We start from the raw sequence: 2,720 nt of genomic DNA, 5'->3' as shown, positions 1-2,720 counted from the left end.
GTTATAAAACGTCTTACGGGAGTGTATGGTTTAAATGTTTTTATCGGCATATGTCCTCACTTCGTTCGGAATCTCAAATCTCAAATTTCAAATTAACTGCACTTCGTTCGGAATCTCAAATCTCAAATTTCAAATTAACTGCACTTCGTTCGGAATCTCAAATCTCAAATTTCAAATCTCAAATTTCGCCGTTTCAGGCTCCTTCCGCCATTTTTATTTCTTGTCCCTTACGGATTTTCACGATTGCTTTCTTCCAGTCAGGCCTATATCCTGAATATACACCCATACGTCTTAATTTCCCGCCATAAATAGCAGTATGGACATTCTCAACCTTGACTTTAAAAAGTTCTTCAACAGCTTTTTTTATCTGAGATTTGCTTGCTCTTTTATCAACAATAAATACATACTTGTTTGATTTTACTCTAAGATCTGTTGCCTTTTCCGTAATCAACGGTTCTTTAATAATATTTCTTGATTCCATTTTTATTTTTCCTTTTCAACAACAGGTTAAGAGAAAAACAGGTTTAGGTTAAGAAAAGCTTTTTGCTTAACCTGCCTTTTTCTCAACCTCAACCTTTCTTAGTTGTTCTATTGCATTAGCCGTAAAAATTATCTTGTCAGCCCACATGGTTTCGTAAGCATTCATATTTTTCACTTCGCTTAAAATAAAGTTTGGAAGATTTTTTGTGGCCAGTTTAAGTTTTTCTTCATTCTTTTCCCCAACCAGCAAAACTTTATTATTTTCAATCTTTAAATTTTTTAATATTTCAGCAACTTTTTTTGTTTTTGCTTCTTCAATCTTTATATCATCCACAACTATAATATTGCCATCTTTAAATTTTGAAGCAAGCGCCATATTAAGAGTAACGCGTTTCTTTTGTTTTGGAACTCTTTGAGAATAATCTCTTGGCTTGGGACCAAATGTTATTCCGCCCTTGCGCCATAACGGGGAACGGATTGAACCAGCCCTGGCATTTCCGGTCCCTTTTTGTTTCCAGGGTTTCACACCTCCGCCGGAAACTTCTCCCCTTGTTTTTGTGGAATGAGTTCCTGACCTCTGATTTGAAAGATACCCGACAATAACCTCATGAAGCAATGTCGGAGATACTTTCGTATCAAATACCGGAGGCAGCTCTATCTTTCCTTTTTCCTTTCCTGACATATTATAAAGCGTTATATCCATATTATTCCTTTATTTATTCGCCTTTGCTGCTTTTGACGGAGCCGTAAATTTTTTCTTAGTTTTTTGCGCCGTCTCCGCACTGCGCGCTTTGACTTTTTTCACTGTCTTGTTTATTATTAAAGTTCCCTTTACGGTTCCGGGAAGCGCTCCCTTTACTAAAAGAATATTTTTTTCAGGATCAATGCCGATAATTTGCAGGCGTTGTATTGTAATCAATCCATCGCCCAAATGCCCGGGTTTTTTTGTTCCTTTAAGCACCCTTTGATTTCCGCCCGCGCCGCTTGCTCCCGGAGCTCTTTGACGATCAGATTGGCCGTGTGTACTCGGCCCGCCACGGAAACCATACCGTTTTACAACGCCGGCATATCCTCTGCCTTTACTTACCCCTGAAACATCAACAAAATCGGCCTCTTGAAAAACATCTGTTTTGATTTCTTGCCCTACTTTTAAATCAGCTACTTCTTCAGTTCTAAATTCATAAAGATGTTTTTTTAAAGCTAAATTACGTTTTTTAAATTGGCCGATTATCGGTTTTGAAAGACTTTTTTCCAAAACATCGCCGTAACCTAATTGCACAGCCGAATATCCGTCTTTTTCTTTTGTTCTGATTTCAGTTACTATACATGGGCCGGCAGACACAACGGTCACAGGTACTATATTCCCTGATTTATCAAAAAGCTGTGTCATCCCCATTTTTGTTCCAATAATTGATTTCAACATTTACTTCCTCACTCCGTTCGGAATGATTACACTGATTTCTAACATCTGATTACACAGATTTCAAAGCTCCTATCTGTGTAATCTTTTTTAATCTGTGTAATCAATGGTTACATTTTAATTTTCCGCCCAAGGCGGAGCCCCCATGGTTTGATTTACGAAGTAAATCAATGGGGGGCAATATTCCTACATCTTAATTTCTATGTCAACACCCGCCGGCAAATCCAGCTTCATAAGCTCTTCAACCGTCTTTTGCGACGGTTCTACTATGTCCACTAGACGCTTATGCACTCTCATTTCAAACTGCTCTCGCGATTTTTTGTCTGCATGTGTTGCGCGGTTCACCGTATATTTCTTTATTGCCGTAGGCAAAAGTACGGGGCCCGTAACACTTGCGCCTGTACGCCGCGCAGTTTCAACAATTTTAGCCAACGAATCGTCCAACATCTTGTGGTCGTACGAACGAAGCTTGATTCTTAACCGCTGTGCTGCTACTGCTTTTTCCGCTGTCGCCATTCTTTTTCCTCTAAACAACGTTTATAAAGTTTTGAAAGTGTAAATGTTATGAAAGATCTTTAACTTTCCTAACTTTCTTAACTTTTTAACTTTTACACGCTTTTATTCAATAATTTCCCGCCCTAGGCGGGCTGCCTTGGGCAGCTGTTACTCTATGATCTCTGTCACAACCCCAGAACCAACGGTATGTCCACCTTCTCGTATTGCAAACCTCAGCTGTTTGTCCATTGCTATCGGCGTTATCAACTCTACTTCCATATTCGTGTTGTCTCCGGGCATTACCATCTCAGTCCCTTGCGGAAGT

Annotated in this window: 5 protein-coding genes; all 5 read right to left on the bottom strand. The window is 39.3% G+C overall.

The window, feature by feature from the left end; all coding sequences use genetic code 11:
* Positions 1 to 193 precede the first annotated feature (193 nt).
* Positions 194 to 481, bottom strand: coding sequence for a 50S ribosomal protein L23 (gene rplW, locus NT145_04765; GenBank protein ID MCX5781999.1), 288 nt, complete (start codon positions 479 to 481; stop codon positions 194 to 196).
* Positions 482 to 547: 66 nt separating this feature from the next.
* Entirely contained in the window at positions 548 to 1,183 is a 636-nt protein-coding gene (gene rplD, locus NT145_04760; GenBank protein MCX5781998.1) for a 50S ribosomal protein L4, read from the bottom strand.
* Between the two features lie 9 nt (positions 1,184 to 1,192).
* Positions 1,193 to 1,900 (bottom strand): 50S ribosomal protein L3, encoded by a 708-nt coding sequence (gene rplC, locus NT145_04755; GenBank protein MCX5781997.1) that lies wholly within the window; start codon positions 1,898 to 1,900, stop codon positions 1,193 to 1,195.
* Between the two features lie 186 nt (positions 1,901 to 2,086).
* Positions 2,087 to 2,416, bottom strand: coding sequence for a 30S ribosomal protein S10 (gene rpsJ, locus NT145_04750; protein ID MCX5781996.1), 330 nt, complete (start codon positions 2,414 to 2,416; stop codon positions 2,087 to 2,089).
* A gap of 147 nt (positions 2,417 to 2,563) precedes the next feature.
* Positions 2,564 to 2,720, bottom strand: a 157-nt coding sequence (tuf, locus tag NT145_04745; GenBank protein MCX5781995.1) for an elongation factor Tu, incomplete at its 5' end; no start/stop codon positions are given.

The sequence above is a fragment of the Elusimicrobiota bacterium genome, from assembly GCA_026388075.1.
Taxonomy (GTDB): domain Bacteria; phylum Elusimicrobiota; class Endomicrobiia; order Endomicrobiales; family JAPLKN01; genus JAPLKN01.
This window is presented reverse-complemented; position numbering and strand designations above follow the sequence as displayed.

Coding starts and splice junctions, on each gene's coding strand:
- rpsJ (MCX5781996.1), bottom strand. CDS start 2,416: ATGGCGACAGCGGAAAAAGCAGTAGCAGCACAGCGGTTAAGAATCAAG.
- rplW (MCX5781999.1), bottom strand. CDS start 481: ATGGAATCAAGAAATATTATTAAAGAACCGTTGATTACGGAAAAGGCA.
- rplD (MCX5781998.1), bottom strand. CDS start 1,183: ATGGATATAACGCTTTATAATATGTCAGGAAAGGAAAAAGGAAAGATA.